Source organism: Roseovarius sp. CAU 1744 (genome assembly GCF_039839345.1).
Taxonomy (GTDB): domain Bacteria; phylum Pseudomonadota; class Alphaproteobacteria; order Rhodobacterales; family Rhodobacteraceae; genus Roseovarius.
Window position 1 is genome coordinate 19,444 of sequence record NZ_JBDOQV010000001.1, and the last position, 24,916, is coordinate 44,359.

The window sequence follows — 24,916 nt, forward strand, 5'->3', positions numbered from 1 at the left end:
TTCTTGGTTCAAGGGAATCGACGCGCGCGAATGACCGGATTGGCGACTCAGCTGCAACGCAACGATGGGTGTGCCGCTCCTGCTAGTGGTTGCTGCGCCAGCAATAGCTGCGCGAGCAAAAGCCGGTTCGTCCGCTCCTTCTCCGTTCGGTGCAGATGAAGTGGACGGCTGCGCAATCCGAACCCGGCCATTGGTGCATCAAGCGGCGAAGCATCATGTAGAGCCCATAGGAGAAGTGTCCAAATCTTGCTGCGTGCGCACGCAGCACGAAAATCGCTGCGACCGTATCATTCTCAGCGCCTCTGTGCGGCGTGAAGAACGGCCATTCGTTAGGAATGCAGCGAAGTTGAAGACGGCAGGTACGAAAACCCCCATTCGAAGATAATGGATGAATGGCCGTTATGGGGGGCACACCGGCCTGACGCGGTCGCGGCGACGTTGCCGCTGAACTGACCTGTGAAGCCGACATTCCAGAACAAGATAGAATTCCAGTGTCAGCGCGGTGCTGATGTTTGGGTCTGGGAGGGATTGGATGGAGGGCAAAACATGCCAAGAGTCCAACTTCCCGCTGTCACCCCGAAACGCAGAGCCTGGAACAAAGGCCGTCTTGTCGGACAGAAGCGCCCGCTCTTACCGAAACAGGTCTGGGCGATCCGTGCGCGGCTTGAGCTCGCGGAGAACCTTCGCGATGTCGCGCTTTTCAACGTTGCCATCGACAGTAAGTTGCGCGGCTGTGATCTTGTGAAACTCCAGGTCACTGACCTGGTCAAAGCCGAGCACGTTCGCGAACGAGTGTCGGTGATCCAGAGCAAGACACAGCGGCCTGTGCAGTTCGAACTGACTGAAAACACCCGCGATTCCGTGGCCAATTGGGTTGCGTCGCCGGAAATGATCGGCTGCCGCTTCATGTTCCCCAGCCGGTTTCACGATCGCCCATACATCTCTACCCGACAGTACGGGCGGTTGGTGCGCGATTGGGTGACGTCGATTGGTCTGGAGCCGAGCGGATACGGTACGCACTCGCTTCGTCGCACTAAGGCGGCTGAGATCTACCGGAAAACCGGAAACCTGCGCGCGGTTCAGCTCCTACTAGGTCACACGAAAGTCGACAGCACAGTGCGGTATCTGGGTGTCGAACTTGAAGATGCGCTGAGCATTGCCGAGAAAATCGACATATGAGGATTGGGCGAACGGCAAGCGCCGTTCGCCTGCAAACGCCAATCATATTTGGATTGCGGGTCTGGGATGATTGCGAACCCAATATAACGAATGCTGCGCAAAGTATGAACGACCGAGAAATTGCACAATCCGTGTTTTCTCAGGAAGCGTGCCCAGAAACTGAATTGCATTCTGAGGAAACTCAGCGTTTGCTGGGCGAGCCGAAGATCGGTGGAATGCCATCCCGCCATTGCTTGCTTCCCTTGCAACGACGGCAAATTCGGTCCCCGAACCCTGTACTGTCAAAGACTTCGCGGCACCGCAGGCAAGGGCGGCCTTTGGGAACATCATTGATTGCCTGAACCGTCGAATTTACCTCCAGAGTTTGTTTGGTCACTTTTTCCTCCTTTCGATCTAAACCAGGGCTAAGTCAGAGCGATTGAGCTTCGTGGGCTTAGATTTGAGCGAAGCCCGCGAGCGGCGCATTACTTTCTCGATTCCTGGAGCGCTCATGCTCCGCATCAAGGCGCTGTAGTTCAATTGAAAGCTCACTTCGCTTCCGACCTGCAGTTTGTGATCGTAGGTTTCCACCACCAGATGATCGGAGGTTGCGCCAACCAGGCTGACGCCTGGTGGAAACACAAGACCAGAAATATCAATATCCTGATGTCCAATTGCGAGTATCGAACGCTTCTTGTCGCAGCAATCAGGAACAAGCCGTAACCTTGAGGCGCCCCTTTCAGCGATCGGCGCAGTCGGTGGCTCTGGTTTGGATCTGGCTTCAATCACTTCAGCAGTGAGCGTGAATGCACCACGATACAATCCTCCGATTTGTTGGCCCGAAATCGGGTCAACACCAAGCAGGATCGCCTCGCCCAGTCTCAGATCATTGATACGGCCGGGTTTTCGAGAGCTCATCGCCCATGGTAGGTTTGCGGAATTGCCGCCTGAAACCGTTTCAATAAATGGACCGCATGCGCCTTCGATGTCATTCGCCAGCATCGAAAAACCCGCCATCGTACCATCATCCGGGATCATGCCGTTCAGGCAGGCGTAGTTTGCGCCGATACCCTTCAGTGCGACGCCGGGCATTCTGATAACGTTTCGCGCAATCGTTTCAAGGTCGCCGGGCGCGATCCCCTCACGCATATCGCCCATTTCGACCATCAGAATGATGTTGTGAACCTTGTTTCCGCGCCGCGCCGCTTCAGCCAGAGATGCGATCACGGCAATCTCGGTATTGTAGCTGGCGTCGCAACTCTTCGTGATCCGGTCGATCTGGCTCAACATCGGTGTGCGGAGCATCGAAATCGGGCAGGTAATCCCCGCCCGACGCATCCGTTCCACATTCGCGATGCGCGTATCGGCCAATCCGACCACGCCGCCTTGCAGCATAGCTTTTGCAATATCAGGATGGCCGCAGACAGCCTTGGTCACGCCGGTCACACCGATACCTCGCGGCCTCAGCCTGTTGACCAGGCATTGCGCATTCAGCCGAATTTTTTCCAGATCTACGTCGATGCGCGGTGACGTCATCCTGTGGCCACGACAGGTTGTTTTTGCAAATGGGGATAAGCCTTCAGCACGATGGCAACCAGTTCATCCACTGGCTGGCTCAAGGCATCGGTGACCGGCAGACCGAGTTTCGTCCTATGCTCCTTGATGGCCATCCCGGTTTCGTCAGCCGTCATGCCTTCGTGATTGAGGGTGCAACCAATGACCTTGGTATCCGCAAACGCTTCGATGAGGGTTATTTCATCTGATGGATCGGGCATCGGCATGTCTGGAAAATCACAGCGATGGACCCGTCGCGGGGCATGCTGGAGAATAACCGCATGGGGCTGGCTGCCGCGTAAAATAAAGGCGGAAGTGCAAAAAGCCGGATGGCTCAACGCTCCCTGGCCTTCGATCAGAATGACTTCGGGCTGCTCGGCGACAGACGCCGCGACAATGGTCCGCTCCAGCTCTCCACAACAAAACTGGGGCGGCACCGCGTCCATCGCAATACCATATCGTGCACCTTGCATCAGACCGGTCTGACCCGTGCCGACGAGTACCGTCCTGATGCCTTTCTCATTCAGGGCGCGGGCAAGCACCGTAGCAGTTGTGCGTTTCCCGATCGCGCAATCGGTTCCCATAACTGCGATCCGTATCGCCTTGACCCCCGCGATACTGCCGTCAAACAGGCGCATGTCTTTGCTCGGGCGCGGTTTGCGGATGTCCCGAATAGTGACGCCTCGCACCCTGGCAGCGATGGAAATCTCTGAATCTTCGCTTAAATATTCGTGCAATCCGCTGACGATATTCATGCCAAGATCTATGGCCTCCAGGACAATGCCTCGATCTTCCGACGACAGCCTCCCGGTGTATGGGGCCATACCGTAAATAAAGGTGTCGGGGATGATTGCCTGATGCTCGACGGCTGCTACAAGATCGCAGAATACAGGGATGTAATTGATAATACCATCAAGGACTTGCCCGCTATCCAATCCTTGGTGTTTGCTGTCGATAACCGACACGATACGGTATGCTTGTGAATGTCGAACAAGCCCATTGGCGGTCTTTCCATCGATATCTCCGAAACTTCCTTCGCAATAGACGATGGCGGTTGGTGCCTCTGAGATAAAGTTTCTGGATGCGATCGTTGGACTTCCAGCCTCTGCGGATGGCGGGGCTTGTGCCCCTCCTGAATTTCGTTTTTTTGAATCTGAGATTTTGAGCTCGATGTCCATATTTCGTCCTTTTTTGATTGAATTTCATGCACGCTGTATCCCGTTCCCGAGGAACCTGGCGCGGCGTATAGGGTGATTGTGTCCAGCGTGTCAGTTGTTCAGACGGCAACGGCCTTTTGAGCGTCGGAAGTTTTTGTTGCACGACCACCGATTGCCAGACCGGTCGAGATGCGCATTCTCAGGAAGGATTATTTCGACGCAGTTTTCAGAAATCGCTTCATATCCGCGGTCGCATTTCCAACCTGAGCCATAGCTCGCGTCATAGAAGTAAGCGTTTTGGGGTATGACAACGGCTTCGCATTTGCCGTCGGCCTCAATGTACCCACGCTCGCAGGTCCAGGGCGCACCGTAACCTTTTGAATTCAGATAGGCGTTTTCTGGCACTATGATGGCAACGCATTCATTTCCGTTGGCCTGGAAGCCACGATCACAATTCCAGTCTGTGCCGTAGGAATCTTCGGACAGATAGGAGTGTTCCGGCAGCTTAATTTCTTCGCAGGTTTCGCCGACCCTGCGGAATCCGCGCAGACATTTCCACTGCTGCCCGGATGCATCAAGATAACCACCTGAAGGAATAGTAACTTCTACACAGGTGTTCCCATTCACTTCCCGAAAGCCGTGATGGCATTCCCATCCCACGCCGTAGGATCGGTTGGTGGCGTACGCGTTTTCCGGCACAATGATGGCGAGACATCGATTCCCTGCCAATCGATATGAAAGATCGCATTCCCATCCCTCGCCATAGTTTTTGGCATGGGCGTTTTCGGGCATCGACCCACCACCAGACTGAGAAAAAGACGGCATTGCATATGCGAGCAGGGCGCAAATTGTGCAAGCAAAAAGCCTCATAATGTTTTTGTTGCTGAATATTGCGGGCAGCATGCAGTTTGCCGTGCCCGACGCCATGGTGGGCGGCGACGCCCTCTCTGTATTATGAAGCATCAAGTTCAAGCCCGTCTATGCACGCCTCCGCTAGGTCGCGGTTCGGTGCCTCACTACCCGGGAGTGTCGCCCAGCCGGTTTCCATAACCGCATTGCGGCGATTGTAGCCTTTTGCTTCCTGGATGGTCGCTAGTTTTGATACCCGCTGCGGGTCCGCTGCGGACATTTGGAGGCACACGGGCACCATGGCCTGCGTCACTTCCTTGACGGCCATCATTTTTGCCATCTTGTTCGCACCACCACTGGTCATCCAGCCGCCCCAGCTAAAGCCAATGATAGACACGGCAACGGCGCCTATCATGGCGCCATAGATGCCGGGTTTGGTCCATTCTGGAAAAGTCATTTAATTACCTCCTGCGGAGAAAGCGCCGCTTCGCTGTTGTTTTCTTGGTTTATGCGGATCTGGTCTTGGGAAAGAACCATACGCAGGTCATGCTGATCTACCGGCCGCAATTCGGTCCGGCCAGTGCCGTAGGCCCCCTAGATCCGAATATGCGTGGCTATCCTGCGATATGCTGTGAAGCTAAGGTTCGCGAGAAGTTCGTCTTCCGCAATTACTTCATAGGTACCAGCAGGCAACTCATTGGAGTACCCGGGCAAAACAAATGGATAGACAAAAGTCACGGTCGACGTGGTCGTGCGCGAGGTCACAGGCGACCCTTCCATAAACCGAACCCCGGCAAGGGGAACGACCATTAAATTTTTGTGATAGCGGATTGCCACGAACGTGCAGGCTGTGTTCCGAGCCTACCCAGAGAGGCAACTTTGTAGTCTTAACCTAGTCATTCAAACGGCCGTTTTCAATCGCCATAACCCGAATTGCTTGTAACTTCCGCCGGAAACACCTCATTCCACTCTAACAAATCGCCGGCTAACTGGTTTCTTCGTCAGTCAGAGGAAAACGCGGGCTCAGGTCATAGGGTGTCAACTAAGCAAAAGTATCACTGCGACTACGTCGCCGACCAACCGCCGAAATTAGACGGGATAGGTCATGTGTCCGTATAAATACTATAGCTCTCGACACTGTTTTATATACTTGATTTGGTTTCCGGTGCCGATCCTGATCGCCAAACCGATCCGCTGCAGATGTGCCAAGTCATCGCGAATATTGCCGGGCGTCATGTCGGGAAACAATTCGCTGAAATCCGATCTACCCAAGGGTATGTCTGAAAGTATGTCAGCCATGCGCTGACGCCTTGCCTCGATTTCAGGACTCTTTTTCGGGCTCGGATACCTCTGAGGTGGCATCTTGTCTAATCCATTTCTCGCAACTGATTCAAGAATTCGAATGCCAATCATCATTTCATTTTGCGAAGCGAATCTAGGTAGCTTGAATGCATTTTTTATCAGAGTCCGGGTTTCGGTTGCGGTCATAGTTGAAACATCTGCAAAAGGCTTCAATTTCTGTTTCCTCCGGTCAGCTCCGCATCAAGTAGTTCATGGTCACGCAACTGCTGCTAGGTGTCCGCCAGGTCGCTAAAGGATTTTCAAACTTTGTCTTGTTGTCTCTTAACGTTCAGCCGATACTCAGAATTCTATCGAACACGAAACGGCCCTTCAGAGTAATTTGGTATGTCGTACCAGTATTCGGCAAAGCGGCAGCTCGCTCAACCAAGCCCCGAGATACCAAACTTTCAGCATGGAGCGTTGCGCGGTCGTCAGCCTCATCCGTCACCAGAGGGAATGTATGGGGCCCCGCTTTTATTAGCAGTTGAAGCAATGCAATATCAGCTGAAGACAAGTTATTATCCATTGCGGTCACTCGCCCACCCGGTTAACTCCACAAAGTACCTGAGCCGCTAGTTTCTAGTCTGCAACTTTGCCTTGCTGATCATTGGGGTCTTCTTTGTCTTTTGGTTCTGCAGAGGGGGTGTCCTTATTTTTGGCTTCTTTTACAGCTTTCTTTATTTCAGCTTCTTTGGAGAATAAGTCGTTGAATGACATCAATACATTCCTCGTTGGTCGGGTTTTGTGAGCTAGGTCAAGGTAGATTTAGCAGGATAACGATACCGGTCGTGGTCAAAACGATCGCCGCAAGAATGGCATTTCGGAACTTGTTACTCGGTGATCGAAAAGACGAATTTTCTGATTTCAAACGCCTCCCCAATTTTTCATTGAGTGTGCGGTTTTCCAATTTGGCCGGACTTTCTTTTCAGAGATTTACCCGGGCTGCGAAACTGGGGTATGACAACACGCTGATATCTGCGCCCTGGTGGGCCCAGAAAATATGCTACATGTTTCGAAAGACCGTGGTTTCCCGACATCGGCAGCACTGCGACAACGGATTGTTTAACCACAGGCTATCGCTACACCCAACACATCACAAAGTCAAAGCTCAAACGAATAATCGGTCGAACACTCTTGAAGAGGTGTCGCGTCATCGAACAACATTTGTTGCTTGCGCGGGTAGCGAAGGCTAGGCTCGCCTTTATGAAACATATCCCCAAAAAGACTACCGACGATGCTCTTATTCAGGAGTTCCTGAACAAGGGTGGCAAAGTCAGCATTGGTAAAACCAAACCGATGCCAAACGAACTGGGCCTTAGCAACAATGTGTGGAACAACAAGCTAACCAAAGAAGAAAAATCCGCCAGAGATAAGAAGTAAATTGCTCTCTATATCGCGGTTCATGCTCTTTGAACGCTTGGTGGTGAACTACGGGCTGTCCACGATGCATAATGTCAGTTGGAATCAGAGCGGCGGCTGAACGACACATTTCCGGCGATTTCGGGTGTGGAGTAGTTCCAGCCCGGCGCGCGCCGCTACTGAGCTGATCACAATGGCGCCGCCGGTAATGGTCGCTCTTGTCGGAGTTTCAGCGATGAAAAGCCAGACCCAGACCGGGCCGAGAGCAAACTCCAACAGCATGAACAACGTCAGCTCTGCGGCTACAAGATGTTTCGAGGCGGCGATGAACAGTGCATTCGCCATCCCAGATAGAATGCCACCTAGCAGAATGCAAAGCAGTATGTCGCGCAGGGGGATTGCTAGATTGCCCCACCGCAACGCCAGTGCAATTGCTATGATGACGCTGCCTGACACCATCAGCGCAGGCAACATCTCAATCCCACGATAACGGCGCACGATAATCGCGTAGCACGAGAAACAGAGCGCAGTCAGAAGCCCCATCATATTGCCGTAAAGCGAGCCTGTACTGATCCCGCCTGAGACCATGACAGCGATCCCTCGAGCTGCGACGCACATCGCCATCGCAGTTGCGCGCATTAGCCTTTCGCCCAGGAATATCTTTGCCAATGCGGTTGTGAAGAACGGGATCGCACTCAGCATGAGAAGCGTGTTTGCGACAGTGGTGGTTGTGATCGACTGCAGAAAGCAAATGCCCGCGCTGGCCAGTAGTATCCCAGCTAGCAGGCCGGGTCGTCCGATACCGCGGGTACAAGCAAAGGAGTCGCAGCCGTGGCGCAGCACCATGATAAAAGCGACCATGACAACCAGCGCAATCGAGCGGTAGAAATTGATCTGCCAGACATCCGCGGCCTCGATCGCTCGGATCACCAACCCGCCGAAGCTAATGCCGACGGAGCTGACGACCATAAGCTCCATCGCCCAAGCGCGACGCGAAGGCTGCGGCAAGGTGTCGGACAGGGCGGTCATCGGCGCGCGCGCCGCCGACACGGGTTTTCGTCAAGAACATTGTCCCCAGCGGTAACCCAGGATGACGCTCCTGACATCAAGGCCTGCGACAGGATTTGTCGGATTCGGACCGCACTCTGCAATCGATGACGATAACTGCGAGGGGGTATGCATGCTATAGCTAAAAAATGAGAGGCCTAATTGGCGAGCCGTTTTTCCCATATGACACGCTCTGGCGCGATCCAAATATGTTCGGGCTTTTGCTCGATGATCGCACTCTCAAAGCCAGAAAGCGATTTCGCTTCTTCAGCAGTATGCGCTAGCGCCCAACCATGAGTAGAGGGGGCGTTGGTAGCTTTCGCGGGGACTTCGATCTTCCAAACCTGTAGCATCCGCACTTTTCCCACATCACGGTTAACAACACATTTCCGGGATGAATGTCGGCAGTCGATCCGCACTACCAGACATCGAACTAGCTGCGGCTTGCGTTGAAGTTGCGGAAGAGGTTGTAAGCCTTAGCCTGCTGGCGGCTTCTTCTGTATCTTTTGATCGGCATCTCTTTCGAGCCGTTTGGCTCTAAGTCGCTCAGTCTTTGCCTGAAGGGCATCCGCTGCATCGCGGATGATCTCTCGCGCCGCGCGATCCGTTCTGTCAGCCTTGGAATCCAACTTAGCCGGTTGGAAAGGCGTGTTTTTGGCAGCCATATCGGGCAAGTCAACTTTCAGACATTGGTGTGAACACTATGATTTGAAAGTTGCCAAACCCTGTTATTCGACGCAGGCAAATTTCAATTTTAAGTCGGAAGGGCGATCCAACGAACACCCTTCCGCTTTTACTTAGGCCAGAGCGAGATTGGTCGCGGATGCGCGACCGTCCCGGCCATCTTCCACGTCAAAGGTCACTTTTTGGTCGTCTGCCAGTCCGGTCAGCCCGGAACGCTCAAGAGCAGATATGTGAACGAATACGTCCTTACCGCCATCCTCTGGAGCGATGAAGCCGAAACCTTTTGTAGTGTTGAACCATTTCACGGTGCCATTGGCCATATCCGTGATCTCCTTTTCTAGTGCTGCCCGCGGAATGCGGCAGCCCGGCAAAGTTGGTCTTAATCGATCAACTGAAACGGGTTAGCGAAAGCAGAGGTTCGAAAGAAAAACGATAACTCATGCTCCATGCGCTTGTTCACGACAAAATGCAAGGAGGTACCAGCTCACACGGAACAATCTCGGATTTGCGGTTTGATCGCTAACTGCCATCGTTCTCTTCATCCAAAATGCATAAAACCGCGTTGGTATGTGTGGTTAAATGCGCCTAGTGTATACGCGCTTGAACAAGATATCCCTCGACGCTGTCCTCACCAAGCGCTCTGAGCGCTTCCAACCGGTGTAAACCTTCAAGCAACACAAACCTGTCCTTGTCAGCCCGGAGCCGAATTGGCGTCGTCTGACCGACCTCGATAATACTTTCCGCAATCTGCTCGACTTTCGCGGGGTCCAGCGTTTTCTTGCGCTTCACGGGCACATAGATTTCGGCAATTCGAAAGGTCCGTTTTTGCAACATGGCAAAGTCATAGCACGGCCTGCGATCGCGACGCAGCTTTTTCAGCAGGCCTTCTATTTCCGAAATTAGTTCAGGGACTTCGGTAGATTGCGTTCATTTGTTTAATGCTTCATCTCGAACGAAGTACGGCTTTGCAACAGCCAACTGAGTAGTTTTGCTGCCGATCCAATGTCGAGAAAGGGCCGTCAGCCCTTAGCGTGAAAAAAGATAGCCGAAAAGTGCGTTGAGATTCTACTGCGACATGGACCAACGGGGCATACCCGATCCAATCGCACTGCCGTCCGGGCGGATGCCATCGGTAAGCGGTGGTGCCGCCTGCCAGAACGAGGGAAGCAATCGTCCACATTCCCGGTCTGATACATGGCAGCTGACACAGTCGTACCGCCCATCATGATTCTGTGATGATTACCACCCCGGCTTTGAATGACCGGTCTGGCGATATCGGCTGCAACGTAGCGATGTGTGCGCCGCATGTGCGAAGCAATGCTGCGTCAGCAATATCGGCAGCTGCACAAGTCCGCTTTGTCCTGTGTGGATGACGTCTGCTTTGCAAGGAAAAAATGCTCTGATTGCGCGGCTGGTCAGTACAGTCCTGTGTCCGGCCTTTGATCGCGGCATTCGTGAGTGTCGCTGGCCTTGATGGGTTCCGTGAACCTGGTCCCAATCGGCGACGCGAACCTGAAAGTTCAGGACAAAGCTCGGGTTCCCGGGTTCTCGGATGACCGCACGTGCCATCATGGCATCCGTCTTGCAATTCGTGTTTGTTCAGCTCCTCCGCTTATGCTGCTGATTGCCGGTAATATGTTTCCTTGGTGAGGATCGCCCATATGATGCGGGCAGTCTTGTTCGCCATCGCAATGGTTGCGAGGCGCATGGGTTTGCGTTCCAAAAGCTGCATGATCCAGGGATGCACACGTTCCAGATAGCCACGAGCGCGCTGCACCTGAGAGGTCATGCCGATCACCAGCAGCCTTCGTATGTATCGATCGCCCTTCTTGCTGATCCGGCCCAGGCGTTCCTTGCCACCGCTCGACCTGTTCAGCGGCGTGAGCCCGAGCCAGGCGGCAAACTCACGTCCGTTCTTGAACTGCTTGCCATCGCCGATGGTGGCAACAATGGTCGAGGCGGTGATGGGGCCAACCCCGGGAACTGTTCTGATCCGCTTGGCGCGTTCGTCGATCCGGGAATGATATTCGATCAGCTTGTCGTAGAAGGTCACCCGATCATCGAGATCAACAACCTGGTCGCAGAGCGTCTTGAGCATGCTCTTGGCCACGTCAGGAATGTCCGGCCAATCATCGGCCTGGAACGCCTTGACGAAGCGCATTGCCGCCACCGGCCCGTTCCCGATAACATGACCGAACTCTCGAAGAAGACCCCGGATCACGTTCAACATCTGGGTTTTCTGACGAACGACAAGCTGGCGCACCCGGTGCATGGTCAGCAGGGCTTGTTGTTCTTTCGACTTAACTGCCACAAATCGCATGGTCGGTCGGGTAACGGCTTCGCAGATCGCCTCCGCATCGACAGCGTCGGTCTTGCCGCGCTTCACGTATGGTTTGACGTAGGCCGCGGGCATCAGACGCACGTCGTGGCCGATGGCGCTCAACTCTCGCGCCCAATGATGGGCTGAGCCGCAGGCCTCGATACCGACAAGACAGCTCGGCAGCGTCTCGAAGAACTTGAGCAACTGTCTGCGCCGGATCGAACGATTGAAAACAACCGTGCCGTCGGCCGAAATGCCATTGGATCTGAAAAACATCCTTGCCAAGATCCAATCCTACTGTCGTAACTTCCATGATGGGGCTCCTTTCCTGTCAGAAGATGACTTCTGCAGTCTGCCGCATTGCGCGACAGTTAGGTGCAGACGTCATCCACCCCATCCGCAGAGCAGACCTTGGTCTTCGGCGTAGAGAATGTCCGGAACGCGGACAGACCTGCCGTTTCCCTTCCAGGTGTTTGCTGACGCAGCATTCGCTCGCGGTTGCAACATGGTTTTCGCCGTGAAGCAGCATGTGTCGCCAGAGCGGTCATTCAAAGCCAGGATAGGGGGGCAAGTCACGACCCATGAATTGAAGATACAAAACTCACGTGTAATCTTCTTTTGGGAAAAGTTCCCCAGTTTCTGCATATATAACAATTGAATTTTTCTGTTTCAGAGTATTTCGTAGCGACCGAGCGATGACATCTAAACCTTCAAACTCCTTAGTCACATCGGTAACAACAAATCCGCAAACTGCCTTAAAGTCAAAGTCTTCAGACAAGAGTTCTTTTGTCAATTTGCTGCTTTCAAAAACTTTAGAAAACCAGAAACGATTTCCGTATTGATTACCTAATTTCTCAACTACATCTGATATAGCCTCTGATGTCTCGGCCAATGAGAGCTTGCTATGTATGTGAATGTCCATGGTCATGTCGCTACCTAGTCAAACTTTAGTGCTGGTAGTAATGCACCAGATTGATCAACAATTACGACGCTCTTTAGGCCCGGAACTGGATAGTTGGTCAATTGTCTCACTAGCTGGGTCGGCGTAACTCTCGTGTCAGCAAGGTAAACAACGGGCACTGTCAGACAAAACTGGCTTGAGACGGGCAGGGCGGTTGCTTAGCGTTCTTGAATGACAAAACGCTCCCCATTTCGTTACTTCAAAACAAGCCCTGAGATCATTCGCCTGGCGGTGATGATGTACGTTCGGTTCCCGCTGTCTCTCCGCAACGTTGAGGACCTGCTCCACGAACGCGGTATTGAAATCAGCCATGAAACGGTGAGGTTCTGGTGGAACAGATTTGGTCCGATTTTCGCGGCCGAGATCCGCAGAAACCGGATCTGCCGAATGCGTGCCTATTCGAACTGGCAGTGGCATCTGGATGAAGTCTTCGTGAAAATCAACGGCGAGACGCATTACTTGTGGCGGGCCGTTGACCACGAAGGCGAGGAGTTGGAGTCTTACGTAACGAAACGCCGGGATCGCAAAGCCGCATTGAAATTCCTGCGAAAATTATTGAAGCGCTACGGCCAGCCAGAGATAATTGTGACGGACAAGTTGCGTTCCTATGGCGCCGCTATGAGGGCTATTGGCAATGCGTCGAAGCGGGAAACGGGACGCTGGTTGAACAATCGGGTGGAGAATTCTCACCTGCCGTTCCGACGACGAGAGCGGGCCATGCTCCGGTTCAGACAAATGCGAAGTTTACAGAAATTCACCGCGGTTCACTCGTCAGTCCACAATCATTTCAACCAGGAACGGGCCCTTTCCAGCAGAGATAGCTTCAAGCTCAACCGAGCCGCTGCTCTCGCCGAGTGGCGCCAACTTTGTTCCGGATAAGAACTCGTAGTCCGTGTCAAACTGAGACTGGTTCGAATTAGTCTGACAGCACACCTTGTGGTCATTGATGATCTGGATCGCCTTTCACCGGAGGAGGCGCTGGTCATCTTCCGCTTGGTCAAATCGGTAGGACGCCTTCCGAATGTGATGTATCTCTTGGCCTATGACCGAGAAACAACTGAACAAGCTGTCGCACGTCGGTTTCCGCCAGAAGGCGCACACCATCTGGAGAAGATCATCCAAGCGGGGTTCGAGCTTCCGCAACCCGATCAATCGCATTTGGCAGACAGGGATTCCAGCAAAGACGCAGGTAAGCGCACGAACTGGGCCGGTTCCGGGCCGTAGTCGGGAGTGGGCAGAACTTGGTGGTCGATGTGATAGGCTGGGGCTTTGGGAACGAGATGAGGCCCCGCCATGGATTACGGGGTTGAAGCGAGTTGCGCCGCAGTTCTCGCGCGAGCTTCTATACCGTCCCAGTCTTCGGCGGCAATCAAAGCCCTGGGGGCAATCCAGCTGCCGCCAACGCAGGCAACATTATCAAGCACCAGATAGCTATCTGCATTGGCCGGGTCGACACCGCCGGTCGGGCAGAATGTAATCTGCGGTAACGGGCCACCGAGGGCCTTGAGGGCTGATACACCGCCCGACGCTTCGGCCGGAAAGAACTTGAGCATGTCATAGCCACGCCGGAGCAGGTACATGGCCTCGCTGGCGGTGGCAGCGCCGGGAAGAAGCGGCATGTCTTCGTCTTTACACACGGCGAGCAGTTCTTGCGTCGCACCGGGGGACACGCCGAAACGTGCGCCTGCGGACTTGGCGGCGCGAATGTCCTCGGGCGACACGAGGGTGCCCGCCCCGACGCTTGCGCCTGGCACATCGGCCATTGCGCCGATCGCATCAAGCGCTGCAGGGGTGCGCAGGGTAACCTCCAGCACGGGCAGCCCGCCAGCGACAAGCGCTTCGGCCAGCGGACGGGCGTGGTGGGCATCGTCGATCACCAGCACCGGGATGACAGGCGCAAGATTGCAGAGTTCGCGTAGGCGGCGGCTGGCGTCCTGAGGTGTCATGGCTGATCTCCGAAAATGTCATTTGTCCGGCGCAGGCATTCGCGGTCCGACCGGCCGACCGCAGATAGCTCTAGGGCGCGTACGGTCTGGTGATGCGCCAAGCCTGCCGCTCGGCCATGTGCATTTCAGGCATAGCGGTGTGCTGTTTACCTCTGCCGATCAACCCCGCGCCTGCCATGTCGTGGCGTGCGCGGGAATTTTCAGCATCTGCGGTCATCGGTCTGAACATTCCGGGTCGCATGGTAATTGCACGGGACGCGACCGGGCAGGCGCGCTTTCGAGATCCACCATAGGCCAGACGCCGTTATAGCGACAACGGGTAATGCTGCCCCAAGGTTTAGTTTTGACCCAATAGAACGTTAGAATAACTTAATAATCCCGCGCGGGAAAACCGGGTAGTCCAGAGAGGCCGTGCTGCGACCGGAGGTTTGAAATGGCTGACATTCAGAAGATGGCCGATGCGATTCGCTTTCTGGCGCTTGATGCCATCCTGAATGCCGGAGAGGGACATCAGGGCGTGCCTCTGGGCATGGCCGAGATTGCGGCAACGCTCTATGCGCGGCATGTCAGGCTTGACCCTGAAAACCCGCTTTGGCCCGATCGCGACCGCGTCGTGCTGTCGAACGGGCACGGCTCGATGCTGCTTTATGCGCTGCTGCATCTATCCGGGTATGAGAAAGTGACGACAGAGGCGTTGAAGTCGTTTCGTAAATTGCATGAGGTTTGTGCCGGACATCCGGAGATCGAACAGGATGCCGGGATCGAGATCACCACCGGATTGTTGGGTCAGGGAATTGCCTGTGCCGTGGGTATGGCGCTAGCGGAGACGCGGCTGGCGGACAGGTTCGGGCCGGAACTGGTGGACCACAGGACATGGGCCTTTGTCGGCGATGGTTGTCTGCAGGAGGGGATCGGTCAGGAAGCGGTGTCATTGGCCGGGCATCTCAGGCTTGGCAAGCTGACATTTCTTTGGGATGACAACCAGATCACCGATGATGGCGACACCGGCCTTGCGATCAGCGAGGACATTCCGGCGCGGTTCCGGGCGGCGCACTGGCATGTGGCAGAGGTTGACGGGCATGACATCGCGGCGGTCTCTGCCGCGATTGATGCGGCCAAGGTTGATCCGCGCCCGTCGCTGATCGCCTGCCGCACCGTGATCGCGCGCGGTATCCCGCGGTTGCAGGGTCAGCGCGGCGGGCACAGCGCGCCGTTGACGCCGGCGGATGCCCAGGCGGCACGGGCAGAACGGGGCTGGCCGCATCCGCCGTTCGAGGTGCCCGAAGCGGTGCGGCACGATTGGGCCAGTTCCATGGCTCGGGGTGCCCAGGCCCGCGCGGCGTGGCAGGCGCGGCTGGCCATACATCCCGAGCGCGAGGAATTCGGGCGATGGCAGGCTGGTGAATTCCCGAAGGATTGGGAGGGGACATGGCGCGCCATGGGGTCGAACGTGGTTCCTTTGGATAGGTCGCGCCCCACGATCCTGTCATCGGGGGATGTGTGCGACGCGCTGGCTGATGCCCTGCCCGAAACGATGGTGCTCTGCGCCGATCTGGAGGCGCCCACCAACCATAAACGCAGCCGCACGGCCTATGCCGCGAGCACACGGGGCGGGAGCTATGTGCATTGCGGTGTGCGCGAGCATCTGATGGGAGCGATGACCGACGGCATCGCCGCCCATGGCGGGTTGCGGCCAGTGAATGTCACCTATCTGGCCTTTGCCGATTACGAGCGTCCGGCGATGCGCATGGCGGCGTTGATGAGGTTGCCGGCGCTCTTCGTCTTCAGCCATGATTCCATCGGTGTGGGCTCGAACGGGCCGACGCACCAGCCGGTTGAGATCCTGGCCAGTTTCCGGGCGATGCCCAACATGTATGTCTTCCGCCCGGCCGATGCGGTGGAAACGGCAGAGGCATGGAGGATCGCGCTGGAGCGGCGGGACGGTCCTTCGATGCTGGCACTGTCGCGGCAAGATGCGCTGAAGGTTCGCAAGGATCGGGAGGAAAACCTGTCACGCAAGGGGGCCTATGTAGTGCGCGATGCAGATGGCGCGCGGGATCTGACGTTGATTGCCAGCGGCACCGAGGTTGGGCTGGCCGTGCAGGCGCAGGGCGCATTGCAGACCGCCGGTATCGCGGCTGCGGTGGTGTCGATGCCCTGCTGGGAGCTCTTCGAGCAGCAGGACGAGAGCTATCGCGCTGAAGTACTGGGTGACGCCCCGCGTATCGGGATCGAAGCGGCAATGAAATTCGGCTGGGAACGGTGGCTGCGCCCCGATGACCGGTTTATCGGCATGACAGGCTTCGGCGCCTCGGCGCAGGCGCCGGACCTCTACGCGCATTTCGGCATCACCGCGGCGCAGATCGTTCAGGCCGGCCGGGATCTGCTGTAGCAATCGGATTCAGAGGAAACCGCCGCAGGGCTCTGGGGGCGGGAAAAAGAGATTGCGGGTCAGGCCCGGGACGGGGCAGGCGGATTGACCTCGCCGATCCCGGAACAGACATTTGGGTGGATTGTTTGGTATACCAAATCGTGTTAGGCCGGTTCGCGTGATCGCCGTTTGACAGATCGCCCATAACAAGCAGGAAGGCGCACGAGCCGGTGACGAGAACAAGATGACGACTGTCCTGGGTGCCATCGCGGATGATTTTACCGGGGCGACGGATCTGGCCGGGCTTCTGGCGCGCAGCGGTGTGCGGGTGTCGTTGCGCATGGGGGCGCCAACCGACCCGCCCGATGACACCGCCCCATTCGAGGTGATCGCGCTCAAGATCCGCACCGCGCCGGCGGCAGACGCAGTTTCCGGCGCATGTCAGGCGCTTCACTGGCTCAAGGCGGCGGGGGCCGCACGGTTCTTCTGGAAATACTGCTCGACCTTCGATTCGACGCCCGAGGGCAATATTGGCCCGGTGGCCGAGGCGTTGATGGCCGAATTGGGCGCAGAGCAGACGATCTATTGCCCGGCCTTCCCGGAAAACGGGCGCGCGGTGTTCATGGGGCATTTGTTCGTGGGGCAGGAGCCGCTGGCGGAAAGCCCGATGAAGGATCATCCGCTGACGCCGATGCGGGATTCGAACCTTGTCCGGCTGTTGCAGCCCCAGGTCAGCGGCAAGGTCGGGCTGGTCGACCGGCCGACCGTCGCCCGTGGCGCGACGGCTGTGCGCGGTGCATTGGCACGGCTGGCGGATGCGGGTGTGGGGCATGTGGTGGTCGACGCCGTCGCCGATGACGATCTTTCGGTGATTGCCGAGGCAAGCCGCGACATGGCGCTGATCACCGGCGGTTCGGCCCTGGCGATGCCGTTGCCGGTGCTTTGCGCAGACGTTGGCGCGCTGGCGGAACGCCCGGAGCCACCAGGAACATCGGCAACCGCCATCGTACTTTCAGGCAGCTGTTCGGCCATGACCAACCGGCAGGTGGCGGCCTATCTGGACAGTGGCGCACCTGCGTTTCAGCTTGACCCGCTGACACTGGCCGAGGCCGGGACACAGGAGGTACTGGACTGGCTGGCAAGTCAGGATTTACGTCGCGCACCGCTGATCTATGCCACCGCTGCACCCGATGCCGTGCGCGCGGCGCAAGGGCGGCTCGGCGCGGCGCGTGCCGGAGACATCGTGGAACAGGTGCTGGCCGCCTGTGCCCGGTTCGCACTGGGCGCGGGTGCGCGCCGTTTTGTCGTCGCCGGGGGCGAAAGCTCGGGCGCGGTGACGCAGGCGCTTGGGGTGAACCGGCTGGATGTGGGCCGGGAAATCACGCCAGGGGTGCCGTGGTGCTTTGCCCGGTCAGGCGGCAATGCCATCGCGCTGGCGCTCAAATCCGGGAACTTCGGGTCCGAGTCGTTCTTTGCCGACGCGCTGGCCGGACTGGAGGCGTCATGAGCGAAGAGGCGCGGCTGCGAGAGCAAATTTGCGAACTGGCCCGGTCGATGTTCGACCGCGGGCTCACCCATGGGTCGACCGGCAACATCTCTGCCCGGACCTCCGATGGCGGGCTGCTGGTGTCGCCCACCGGCACGTCATTCGGGCGGCTCGATCCGGGGCGGTTATCGCATTTCGATACGGCCGGTCGCCTGATCGGCGGCGACCGGCCCACCAAGGAAATGCCGCTGCACAGCGCGTTCTACGACACGCGGTCCAGCGCCGGGGCGGTGGTGCACCTTCATTCAAGCCACTCGGTCGCCTTGTCGATGCTGCCCGGCGCGGACCCGGAGGATTTCCTGCCTCCGATGACACCCTACGGAATCATGAAGCTGGGCAAGGTAAAGCTCTTGCCGTTCTTCCTGCCGGGTGATCCGGCAATGGGCGAGGCGGTGCGCGGTCTGGCGGGCAAACGCTCGGCGGTGATGCTGGCCAATCACGGGCCGGTGGTGGCCGGTAAGGACGTGGAAGCCGCCTGCAACGCGGTGGAGGAGCTGGAGCAAACGGCCAAGCTGGCGCTGTTGCTGCGCGGCGCCGATGCGCAGATGCTGACGCCGCAACAGGTGCAGGCCGTCGTCACGGCATTCGATGTGGAGTGGGAGGATTGAAATTCTCGGCCAATCTGGGATTTCTCTGGGCCGACCGCCCCTTGCCCGACGCGATCCGGGCAGCCGGGGCGGCCGGATTCGATGCGGTAGAATGCCACTGGCCCTATGACACGCCTGCCCACGCGGTTTCAGCGGCGTTACAAGACACCGGCCTGCTGATGCTGGGGCTGAACACCAGGCGCGGTGATGTCCTGGCCGGGGAAAACGGCCTCGCCGCGCTTGCAGGGCGCGAAGCCGAGGCAAAGAGGGCGATTGACGAGGCCATAGCATACGCCACGGCGACGGGAACGCGGAATATCCACGTCATGGCCGGCATTGCCTCTGGCGGCGCGGCGCAAACCTGTTTCGTGGGCAACCTGCGCTATGCCTGCGATCAGGCTGCGGCCCACGGTATCACGATCCTGATCGAACCGCTGAACCACTATGATGCGCCGGGATACTTCCTGAACACCACAACGCAGGCGCTGGCGATCATCGAAACCGTAGCAAAGGCTAATCTCAAGCTGATGTTCGACTGCTACCATGTGCAACTGATGGAAGGTGATCTGACCCATCGCCTGCAGCGCCTGCTGCCGCATATCGGACATATCCAGTTCGCCTCGGTGCCCGAACGCGGCCCGCCTGATCGGGGTGAGGTGAATTTCAGCCACGTGTTCGAGGTGATCGCAGCGCTGGGCTGGCAGGCACCGCTGGGGGCGGAATACAAGCCAAGCGGCGCGACCGAGACTACCCTGGGCTGGCTGAATTCCATGCGGGGAGGCGCGCCATGAGTGAACGGATCGAAGCCGATTACCTGATCGAAACGCCGATGGAGCCGGCCCATGCCGCCGCGGCGATGGCGGGCGAGCAAAGCTCTGGAACCTTCGTGAAGGTGCCCGGCGAAACCGATGAATTGCACGCCCGCGCGGGCGCACGGGTCGAGGCGCTGGAGGTGGTGGGTGACGCCGCCACCCCCGCCCTGCCCGGCGGCGCGGCGGGCGAGACCTACACACGGGCCCGCGTGACGCTGTCCTGGCCTATCGGCACGCTTGGTCCGGACTTGCTCAACCTCATGGCGACGGTCGCGGGCAACCTTTTTGAACTGCGGCAGCTTTCCGGGTTGCGCATTCTCGATCTGCGCCTGCCCGAATGTTTCGCCGCGGCCTATCCCGGCCCGAAATTCGGCATCGGCGGAACGCGCGAGCTGGCCGGTGTGGAAACCGGGCCGCTGATTGGCACCATCGTAAAACCCTCGGTCGGGCTGAGCGCCGGGGAAACCGCCGAATTGGTGGGCATGCTCGTCGGCGCCGGGATCGACTTCATCAAGGATGACGAGTTGCAGGCCGATGGGCCGAACTGCCCGTTTGACGACCGTGCGCGCGCCGTTATGCGGGTCATCAACGATCATGCCGACCGGACCGGCAAGAAGGTGATGTATGCCTTCAACCTCACGGGCGAGATCGACGATATGCGCCGCCGCCATGATCTGGTGCAGGAGCTGGGTGGCACCTGTGTGATGGCCAGCCTCAATTCGGTGGGCCCGGCGGGGATGATCGCGCTGGCCCGTCACAGTGCGCTGCCGATCCACGCGCATCGCAACGGCTGGGGCTATCTGAGCCGCGCGCCGCTGCTGGGCTGGGATTATGCCGCCTGGTCGAAATTCTGGCGGCTGGCAGGGGCAGACCATTTGCATGTGAACGGGTTGCGGAACAAGTTCAGCGAACCCGATGATAGCGTCATCGCCTCGGCCAGATCACTGCTGACGCCGATGTTCGCAGAGAAACCCTGTATCCCGATGCCGGTGTTTTCCTCGGGCCAGACGGCGGTGCAGCCCGAAGAAACCTATCGACGCCTTGGAAGCGCCGACTGCATCTATGCCGCGGGCGGCGGGATCATGGCGCATCCCGGCGGGCCCGTGGCAGGGGTGCAGGCACTGCGCGCGGCGTGGGAGGCCGCGATGGCGGGCATTCCTGCGCAGGACTATGCCAAAGACCATCCCGCCCTGGCACAGGCGCTGGAGGCCTATGGCGGATGAACGGTTTGCCCCAAGGCGTGCTGATCGGCTGGTATGGCGACGATTTCACCGGATCCGCGGCGGTGATGGAAGTATTGGAATTCGCCGGGCTCCCCGCGGTCCTGTTCCTCGACATTCCGACGCCGGCGCTTCTGGCCCGTTTTCCGCAGGCGCGCGCCATCGGTATCGCCTCGACAGCGCGCAGCCACGGACCGGATTGGATGGCGCGGCATCTGCCCCCGGCCTTCGCCTTCCTCAAGGAAACCGGTGCGGGCGTGGTGCATTACAAGACGTGCTCAACCCTCGACAGCGCGCCGCATGTCGGTTCGATCGGCGCGGCGATCGATCTGGGCCTGGCGGCAGTGGGCGGCTGGGCGCCGTGTCTGGTCGCAGCCCCGGCATTGCGCAGGTACCAGGCGTTCGGGCATCTTTTTGCGGGTGCGCCCGAGGGCGTGTTCCGGCTCGACCGGCATCCGGTGATGTCCCGGCACCCGGTCACGCCGATGGATGAATCGGACGTGGCGCGGCACCTGGCGCGGCAGACTTCAAGGCGGTTTGGCCTGGTCGATCTGGAGGATTTTTCGGCGGATGCCCACAAGGCGCTGGAACGCGAACTGGATCGCGGCGCCGAGGTGATCTGCCTCGACGCACTGCGCGAGGCCGAGATGGCGCGATGCGGCGCGCTGATCTGGGAGGGCCGAACCGGGCCGCGCCTCGCCATCGGCTCGCAGGGCGTGGAATATGCACTGGTGGCGCATTGGCGCGAGACCGGCGCGCTTGCCACGCAGGAGCTGTGGCAAACTGCCGGGCCTGTGGCGCAGATGCCGGTTGTCTCGGGCTCGGTCTCGCCGGTGACTGCGGCGCAGATCGACTGGGCGTCGCAGAACGGGTTTGCGCCGATCGCGCTGGATGCCGCGGCAGTGGTGTTTGCCGATGCGGGGGCCGAGGAACGGGCCTTCGACGAAGCGCTGGCGGCATTGTCGAACGGCCGCGATCCTCTCATTCATTCAGCACGCGGGCCGGATGATCCCGGCGTGGCGCGGATGCGCGCCGCGGTCAGTCGAGCGGGACTTGCCGGGGACGAGGCCAATGCCCGGATCGGTGCGGCGCTCGGGCGGCTGCTGGCGCGGCTATTGCGTGAAACCGGGCTGCGGCGGGCGGTGATCTCGGGCGGTGACACCTCGGGGCACGCGGCACGGCAACTGGGGCTTTATGCCTTCACGGCGCTGGCGCCGACAATCCCCGGCGCGGCGCTGTTACAGGCGCATTCGGACGAGCCCGGGATGGCCGGGCTGCAACTGGCGCTCAAGGGCGGGCAGATGGGCAGCCCGGATTATTTCGGCTGGATCAAGCGTGGCGGCGGAACCGCCGGATAGATATCGGAAAGGATAAGGAAGATGACCAAAGTTGCATTGCTGGGCGCGGGCGGAAAGATGGGTGTAAGGCTTGCCACCAACCTCAAGGCGTCGCGCTTCGAGGTCGACCCGGTGGAAATCTCGGAGGAAGGCCAAGCGCGGCTCAAGGCCGAAACCGGGCTGGATGCAGTAGACCACGATACCGCCCTGGCAGGTGCCGACGTGGTGCTGATGGCGGTGCCCGACCGCCTGATCGGCAAGATCGCGCACGCGTTCATCGACAAGCTGCGCCCGGGTACGGCCATCATCGTGCTCGACGCGGCCGCGCCCTATGCCGGAGAGATGCCGGCGCGCGACGACGTGACCTATTTTTGCACCCATCCTTGCCATCCGCATATCCTCGAGGTGCAGGACAGCGTCGAGGCGCAGAAGGATTATTTCGGCGGCATCGCCGCGCCGCAGGGGATCGTCTGCGCGCTGATCCAAGGGCCGGAAGAACATTACGCGCTCTGCGAGGAGATCGCCAAGGTGATCTATGCCCCGGTTGCCCGGTCACATCGCTGCACCCTTGAGAATATCGCGGTGCTGGAACCGGCGCTGTCGGAAACCGTGGCGGCCACGCTGTCGCTGGCGCTGCGCGAGGCAACGGACCGGGCGGTTGCAATGGGCGTACCCGAAGCAGCGGCGCATGACTTTGTGCTGGGACATCTCAAGATCGAGCTGGCCATCGCCTTCGGCATCTTTCCGGAGGGCAAGTTCTCGGACGGGGCGCTGATGGCGATCGACAAGGCGAAATCGGTGATCTTCCAGGAAGGTTGGCTGGACCAGGTGTTCAGCCCGGAAGCCGTGAAGAAATCCGTCAGGGAGATTTGTGCGGGATAGACCGGCCCCGGTGTGACGGCCACTGCCTGGCACCGCATCGTCCCCCCAGTTTCAAAGGAGAGATCATGACCGCCACTCTTGTTATCGGTCCCTACAGCGATAGTGACCACGCCGCCCTGAAAGAGGCGTTCGATCCGGTGTTCCTGGACCATCCCGCTGACCTGTCCGGGTTCGACAGGGCCACGTGCGAGGCGTTCACTGCGCTGGCCTACAAGGGACATCATGCCGTTGGCGCGGCAGAAATGGACCTGTTGCCCAACCTTGCGCTGATTGCCAATTACGGCGTCGGCTACGATGCGATTGACGTCGTTGCTGCAAGCGAGCGCGGGATCACGGTGACGAACACGCCCGATGTGCTGAATGACGACGTGGCTGATCTGGCTGTGGCGATGTTGCTGATGCAGGGCCGCGAAATGGCACAGGCCAGTGAATGGGCAAGGTCCGGCAATTGGAAATCACGGGGCGAATACCGGCTGAACCGCAAGGTTTCGGGCGGGCGTGCGGGCATCGTCGGCCTGGGCCGGATCGGGCGCGAGATCGCCGACCGGCTGGCAGCGTTCAAGATGGATATCCACTATTTCGCCCGATCCGAGAAAACCACGCCGGGCTGGACCTATCATGCCGATCCGGTTTCGCTGGCGCAGGCGGTGGATTACCTGGTGATCGCCCTTGTCGGCGGTCCGGACACCGAGAATTTCGTCTCGAAAGAGGTGATCGACGCGCTTGGCCCGCGCGGCGTGGTGGTCAATATCTCACGCGGCTCGACTGTGGACGAAAGCGCCCTGCTGAACGCGTTGGAGGAGGGGCGGATCGCGGGGGCGGCGCTTGACGTGTTCCTGAACGAGCCGGATATCGACCCGCGCTTCTACAAGCTGGAGACCGTGGTGATCCAGCCGCATCAGGGGTCGGGCACAGTAGAGACGCGCGCGGCTATGGGACAGCTTCAACGCGACAATGTGGCGGCCCATCACGCGGGTCAACCCGTGCTGACGGCCGTGAACTGACGGAGGGCCACAGATGAAGGAGAACCGTTTCAAACGCGCCATTGCAGAAGGCCGCCAGCAGATTGGAATCTGGAGCATGATGCGCGAGCCGATGGTGACCGAGATGCTGGGGCAGTTGGGGTATGACTGGATCCTGCTGGATTGCGAACACACCCCCAATGACGAACCCGGCGTGATGGCGATGCTGCAGGCGCTTTCGGCCTGCGAGATCGAACCGATGGTGCGGCCCAGTTGCCTCGACGTGGCCGAGATCAAGCGGCTTTTGGATGTGGGGGCGCGCAACATCCTGATTCCATACGTGCAAACGGTCGAGGAGGCCGAACGTGCCGTGTCTGCGGTGACCTATCCGCCGGGTGGTATCCGGGGGGTAAGCAGCGTATCGCGGGCCACGGGTTTCGGGGCCGAGCCGGATTATTTCGTCAAGGCAAGGGATCAGATCTGCCTGATCGTTCAGATCGAGACTCGTGAGGCGCTGGATAATTTGGAAGACATCGCGGCGGTACCGGGGATAGACGGGCTTTTTATCGGTCCGGCAGATCTTGCCGCAAGCCTGGGTCATCCGGGCAATCCGAAACATCCGGAGGTTCACGCGGCCATCCTTGACGGTATCCGCCGTATCCGCGCGGCGGGACAGCCTGCGGGCTTCCTCTCGCCGGATCAGGGTTTGCTGGAAGACGTCGTGAGCGCCGGTTGCGTGTTCACCGCCGTCGATATCGACCTGGGCCTGCTGCGCCGGAGCGCCATGGTGCGGCTGGAGGCGTGCAAGGCATTCAGGGAATAG

General features: G+C 58.6%; 24 protein-coding genes and 1 pseudogene. 13 read left to right on the top strand and 12 right to left on the bottom strand.

Annotated features, from left to right (window positions below):
• The first annotated feature begins 546 nt into the window (after positions 1–546).
• Positions 547–1,179, top strand: a complete 633-nt coding sequence (locus AAFO92_RS00130) for a tyrosine-type recombinase/integrase (protein WP_347532401.1) — start codon at positions 547–549, stop codon at positions 1,177–1,179.
• A gap of 393 nt (positions 1,180–1,572) precedes the next feature.
• On the opposite strand, the gene AAFO92_RS00135 is transcribed toward AAFO92_RS00130, so the two are convergent.
• The 6 genes from AAFO92_RS00135 to AAFO92_RS00160 form a co-directional block, all read right to left on the bottom strand.
• Complete coding sequence (locus AAFO92_RS00135; RefSeq protein WP_347532402.1) at positions 1,573–2,694, bottom strand: alanine/ornithine racemase family PLP-dependent enzyme; 1,122 nt, start codon at positions 2,692–2,694, stop codon at positions 1,573–1,575.
• Entirely contained in the window at positions 2,691–3,890 is a 1,200-nt protein-coding gene (locus AAFO92_RS00140) for a DUF1611 domain-containing protein (RefSeq protein ID WP_347532403.1), read from the bottom strand. Before AAFO92_RS00140 ends, AAFO92_RS00135 begins: the two co-directional genes overlap by 4 nt.
• A 90-nt stretch (positions 3,891–3,980) precedes the next feature.
• Positions 3,981–4,772, bottom strand: coding sequence for a hypothetical protein (locus AAFO92_RS00145; RefSeq protein ID WP_347532404.1), 792 nt, complete (start codon positions 4,770–4,772; stop codon positions 3,981–3,983).
• 49 nt (positions 4,773–4,821) lie between these two features.
• Positions 4,822–5,175: a hypothetical protein gene (locus AAFO92_RS00150; RefSeq protein WP_347532405.1), complete on the bottom strand. Its 354-nt coding sequence runs from the start codon at positions 5,173–5,175 to the stop codon at positions 4,822–4,824.
• 665 nt (positions 5,176–5,840) lie between these two features.
• On the bottom strand, positions 5,841–6,233 hold the full coding sequence (locus tag AAFO92_RS00155; protein WP_347532406.1) for a hypothetical protein: 393 nt from the start codon (positions 6,231–6,233) through the stop codon (positions 5,841–5,843).
• Between the two features lie 405 nt (positions 6,234–6,638).
• Positions 6,639–6,776, bottom strand: a complete 138-nt coding sequence (locus AAFO92_RS00160) for a hypothetical protein (RefSeq protein ID WP_347532407.1) — start codon at positions 6,774–6,776, stop codon at positions 6,639–6,641.
• A 486-nt stretch (positions 6,777–7,262) separates the two neighbouring features.
• Between AAFO92_RS00160 and AAFO92_RS00165 the strand changes: the two genes are divergently transcribed.
• A complete protein-coding gene (locus tag AAFO92_RS00165; protein WP_347532408.1) occupies positions 7,263–7,439 on the top strand; it encodes a hypothetical protein in 177 nt (58 codons plus the stop codon).
• An 84-nt stretch (positions 7,440–7,523) separates the two neighbouring features.
• Here AAFO92_RS00165 and AAFO92_RS00170 read toward each other — a convergent pair whose 3' ends face one another.
• From AAFO92_RS00170 to AAFO92_RS00190, 5 genes and pseudogenes are all read right to left on the bottom strand, one after another.
• A complete protein-coding gene (locus AAFO92_RS00170) occupies positions 7,524–8,447 on the bottom strand; it encodes a DMT family transporter (RefSeq protein ID WP_347532409.1) in 924 nt (307 codons plus the stop codon).
• An 815-nt stretch (positions 8,448–9,262) separates the two neighbouring features.
• Positions 9,263–9,469, bottom strand: coding sequence for a cold-shock protein (locus tag AAFO92_RS00175; protein WP_347532410.1), 207 nt, complete (start codon positions 9,467–9,469; stop codon positions 9,263–9,265).
• A gap of 265 nt (positions 9,470–9,734) precedes the next feature.
• Complete coding sequence (locus AAFO92_RS00180) at positions 9,735–9,983, bottom strand: ParB N-terminal domain-containing protein (RefSeq protein WP_347532411.1); 249 nt, start codon at positions 9,981–9,983, stop codon at positions 9,735–9,737.
• 778 nt (positions 9,984–10,761) lie between these two features.
• Positions 10,762–11,782, bottom strand: a pseudogene (locus AAFO92_RS00185) (IS110 family transposase).
• A 288-nt stretch (positions 11,783–12,070) separates the two neighbouring features.
• A complete protein-coding gene (locus AAFO92_RS00190; protein WP_347532412.1) occupies positions 12,071–12,397 on the bottom strand; it encodes a hypothetical protein in 327 nt (108 codons plus the stop codon).
• Positions 12,398–12,601: 204 nt separating this feature from the next.
• Here AAFO92_RS00190 and AAFO92_RS00195 point away from each other — a divergent pair, with 204 nt between their 5' ends.
• The gene (locus AAFO92_RS00195) at positions 12,602–13,309 is read left to right on the top strand and encodes an IS6 family transposase (RefSeq protein ID WP_347532413.1); all 708 of its coding nucleotides are present in this window, start codon (positions 12,602–12,604) and stop codon (positions 13,307–13,309) included.
• Positions 13,310–13,366: 57 nt separating this feature from the next.
• Positions 13,367–13,654 (top strand): P-loop NTPase fold protein, encoded by a 288-nt coding sequence (locus AAFO92_RS00200; RefSeq protein WP_347532414.1) that lies wholly within the window; start codon positions 13,367–13,369, stop codon positions 13,652–13,654.
• A 74-nt stretch (positions 13,655–13,728) separates the two neighbouring features.
• Here the strand turns inward: AAFO92_RS00200 and eda are convergent, their stop codons facing one another.
• Positions 13,729–14,376 carry a bifunctional 4-hydroxy-2-oxoglutarate aldolase/2-dehydro-3-deoxy-phosphogluconate aldolase gene (eda, locus tag AAFO92_RS00205; protein ID WP_347532415.1) on the bottom strand — a complete coding sequence of 216 codons (648 nt, stop codon included), beginning with the start codon at positions 14,374–14,376 and terminating at the stop codon, positions 13,729–13,731.
• Between the two features lie 433 nt (positions 14,377–14,809).
• Here eda and tkt point away from each other — a divergent pair, with 433 nt between their 5' ends.
• From tkt to AAFO92_RS00250, 9 genes are all read left to right on the top strand, one after another.
• Positions 14,810–16,768 carry a transketolase gene (gene tkt / locus AAFO92_RS00210; RefSeq protein WP_347532416.1) on the top strand — a complete coding sequence of 653 codons (1,959 nt, stop codon included), beginning with the start codon at positions 14,810–14,812 and terminating at the stop codon, positions 16,766–16,768.
• 223 nt (positions 16,769–16,991) lie between these two features.
• Complete coding sequence (gene otnK / locus AAFO92_RS00215; protein WP_347532417.1) at positions 16,992–18,254, top strand: 3-oxo-tetronate kinase; 1,263 nt, start codon at positions 16,992–16,994, stop codon at positions 18,252–18,254.
• Positions 18,251–18,901 carry an aldolase gene (locus AAFO92_RS00220; RefSeq protein WP_347532418.1) on the top strand — a complete coding sequence of 217 codons (651 nt, stop codon included), beginning with the start codon at positions 18,251–18,253 and terminating at the stop codon, positions 18,899–18,901. Before otnK ends, AAFO92_RS00220 begins: the two co-directional genes overlap by 4 nt.
• Positions 18,898–19,671: a TIM barrel protein gene (locus AAFO92_RS00225; RefSeq protein ID WP_347532419.1), complete on the top strand. Its 774-nt coding sequence runs from the start codon at positions 18,898–18,900 to the stop codon at positions 19,669–19,671. Before AAFO92_RS00220 ends, AAFO92_RS00225 begins: the two co-directional genes overlap by 4 nt.
• Positions 19,668–20,915 carry a ribulose-bisphosphate carboxylase large subunit family protein gene (locus tag AAFO92_RS00230; protein ID WP_347532420.1) on the top strand — a complete coding sequence of 416 codons (1,248 nt, stop codon included), beginning with the start codon at positions 19,668–19,670 and terminating at the stop codon, positions 20,913–20,915. Before AAFO92_RS00225 ends, AAFO92_RS00230 begins: the two co-directional genes overlap by 4 nt.
• Positions 20,912–22,270, top strand: a complete 1,359-nt coding sequence (locus AAFO92_RS00235; RefSeq protein WP_347532421.1) for a four-carbon acid sugar kinase family protein — start codon at positions 20,912–20,914, stop codon at positions 22,268–22,270. Before AAFO92_RS00230 ends, AAFO92_RS00235 begins: the two co-directional genes overlap by 4 nt.
• A 21-nt stretch (positions 22,271–22,291) precedes the next feature.
• A complete protein-coding gene (locus AAFO92_RS00240) occupies positions 22,292–23,131 on the top strand; it encodes a phosphogluconate dehydrogenase C-terminal domain-containing protein (RefSeq protein WP_347532422.1) in 840 nt (279 codons plus the stop codon).
• A 65-nt stretch (positions 23,132–23,196) separates the two neighbouring features.
• Positions 23,197–24,135, top strand: coding sequence for a 2-hydroxyacid dehydrogenase (locus tag AAFO92_RS00245; RefSeq protein ID WP_347532423.1), 939 nt, complete (start codon positions 23,197–23,199; stop codon positions 24,133–24,135).
• A gap of 13 nt (positions 24,136–24,148) precedes the next feature.
• Positions 24,149–24,916, top strand: a complete 768-nt coding sequence (locus AAFO92_RS00250; protein WP_347532424.1) for an HpcH/HpaI aldolase/citrate lyase family protein — start codon at positions 24,149–24,151, stop codon at positions 24,914–24,916.